This window comes from Promicromonospora kroppenstedtii DSM 19349, assembly GCF_000515355.1.
Classification (GTDB): Bacteria; Actinomycetota; Actinomycetes; order Actinomycetales; family Cellulomonadaceae; genus Promicromonospora; species Promicromonospora kroppenstedtii.
Window position 1 is genome coordinate 1,835 of record NZ_KI911631.1, and the last position, 2,133, is coordinate 3,967.

General features: G+C 74.1%; 3 protein-coding genes. All 3 read right to left on the bottom strand.

The genetic code is table 11. The features are described from left to right. Positions 1–40 precede the first annotated feature (40 nt). Positions 41–577, bottom strand: a complete 537-nt coding sequence (locus PROKR_RS06170; RefSeq protein ID WP_036960759.1) for a DUF305 domain-containing protein — start codon at positions 575–577, stop codon at positions 41–43. A 109-nt stretch (positions 578–686) separates the two neighbouring features. Next, the gene (locus tag PROKR_RS06175) at positions 687–1,172 is read right to left on the bottom strand and encodes a DUF6153 family protein (RefSeq protein WP_036960763.1); all 486 of its coding nucleotides are present in this window, start codon (positions 1,170–1,172) and stop codon (positions 687–689) included. Between the two features lie 57 nt (positions 1,173–1,229). Beyond that, positions 1,230–2,133: SulP family inorganic anion transporter (locus tag PROKR_RS06180; RefSeq protein WP_157601919.1), on the bottom strand; the 904-nt coding region annotated here is incomplete at its 5' end.

Consider the following 2,133-nt stretch of genomic DNA (forward strand, 5'->3'; position numbering starts at 1 on the left):
GAGGTGGTGCGCCGGCTCGGGCCGGCGCACCACCGGTCGGTCACATCGAGGCGAGGAGCTGCTTCATCGTCTCGATCTCGGCCGCCTGCGTGTCGACGATGGTCTGCGCCATCTCGACCGCGCCCGCGTCCTCGCCCGACTCCACCTGGGCCTGCGCCATCTCCACGGCGCCCTCGTGGTGCGCCACCATCTGCTCCAGGAACAGGCGGTCGCCGTCGGGGCCGGTTGCGGCGCCCAGCGCCTGGAGGTCCTCCTCGGTCATCATGCCGTCCATCCCGGCGTGGCCGTCGTGCTCCGCGGTGCGCTCGGTGCCCCACGTGTCGAGCCAGCCGTCGAGCTCCTCGATCTCGGGCGCCTGCGCCGCCTTGATCTGCGTGGCCAGCTCGGCCACCTGCGGGTCGGCGTCCGGCCGTGCCAGGACGACGTCCGACATCTCGATCGCCTGCTCGTGGTGCGGGATCATCATCTGCGCGAACATGACGTCCGCGTCGTTGTGGCCGGCCTGCTCGGAACCTGAGCACGCGGTCAGGGCCAGGGCCCCGGCCAGGGCGATCGCGGACATGAGGGTGCGCTTCATGGTCTTTCCTCTGCTTCTGCTTCGATCTCGGGTAGCACTCATCGGCACGACCGCGCTGGGGCACGGTCGCGCTCGTGGGTCCGGCGCGCGGTGCGCGCCGGACCCGGGTCTACGTCCGGGAGATGCAGAGGTCGTGCAGGCTGGGCGCGGCGAGGTCGCGGACGACGGCGAGCGCCGGGGTCAGGGACATCGCGAGCTCCAGCGGGGCGCGCCACAGGAGGCGCCGTACGGGCGCCACGAGGCCCAGCAGCGCGACGAGGATCATCAGGCACATCGCCATGGCGGCGTCGTGCCCGCCGCAGCCGTCGCAGCAGGATCCCTCGCCGGCGGTGTGGCCGTCCGGCGCCTGGGGCTGGACCTGGGCCAGTACCGGGCCCGGGGTCGTGACCGGTCCGGTGGCCGCCTGCGCGGTGCCGGCTCGTTCGACGGCGACCACGGAGGTCTCGTGCGGCACGGCGTGCCCGTGCGACGTCGGCGACCCGCTCATCGAGTGCATCGTGACCACGCCGACGATGACCGTCAGGATCGCCAGCGCCCCGACCGGACCCCGGTGGGGGCCGGCGAAGGCCGAACGAAGGAGCGAGATCACGGGCACGGCACGGAGGCTACCGGATCGCGGCGGGGCGACGACGTGACGGGCGTCGGGCGCGGCTCAGCGTCGCCCGTCGAGCTGCGGCACGTCGACGCCCTGCGCCGCGCGCCCGACGTGCGAGCGGGCGTGCGTGACGGCGTCGTCCAGCGTGGCGAACACGTGGTTCTCGTGCCGCAGCCCCGCCAGCACGCCGACGGTCGTCAGCAGCCTGTGGTGCCGGGGCTGCACGCCCTTGACCAGTACCGTCATGCCCCGCTGCTCCAGGGCGGTGACCAGCTCGGCCAGGGCCCGGGCGCCGGTGGCGTCGACCATGCCGAGCTGCGAGAGCCGCAGGACGACCACCAGCACGTCGTCGCGCACCGAGGCGTCGGTGACCTCGCCGAGGATCCGTTCGGCGGCCCCGAAGAACATGGCGCCGTCCAGCCGGAACAGCGCGATGCGCTCGTCGCCCTCGTGCGCGGCGCCCGGCAGCGGCTCGCGGTGCACGGACGACGCGCGCGCCACCCGGCGCAGCGCGAAGAACGCCGCGACGACCAGCCCGATCTGCACGGCCTCGACGAGGTCGAACGCGACGGTGATGACGGCTGTCACCACGAACGTGACGGCGTCGGAGCGGGTGGAGCGCAGCACGGCGCGGACGGTGCCCGCGCCGATCATCCGGAACGCCGTCACCATGAGCACGCCCGCCAGGGCAGCCAGCGGGACGCGCCCCACGGGCCCGGTGGCCAGGTAGATGACCGCGAGGATCACGAGTGCGTGCACGACGGCGGCCAGGCGGGTGCGGGCACCGGAGCGCACGTTGACGGCCGTCCGCGCGATGGCTCCCGTGGCGGGCATGCCGCCGAACAGCCCCGACGCCAGCGAGGCCAGGCCCTGCCCCACGAGCTCGCGGTCCGGGTGGTACACCGAGCCGGGGGACATGGTGGCCGCCACCCGCGCCGACAGCAGCGACTCGATCGCGGCC

What these genes read in the sequence shown, in the direction of transcription:
- PROKR_RS06170 (WP_036960759.1), bottom strand. Translation starts at nt 577, where the DNA reads ATGAAGCGCACCCTCATGTCCGCGATCGCCCTGGCCGGGGCCCTGGCC.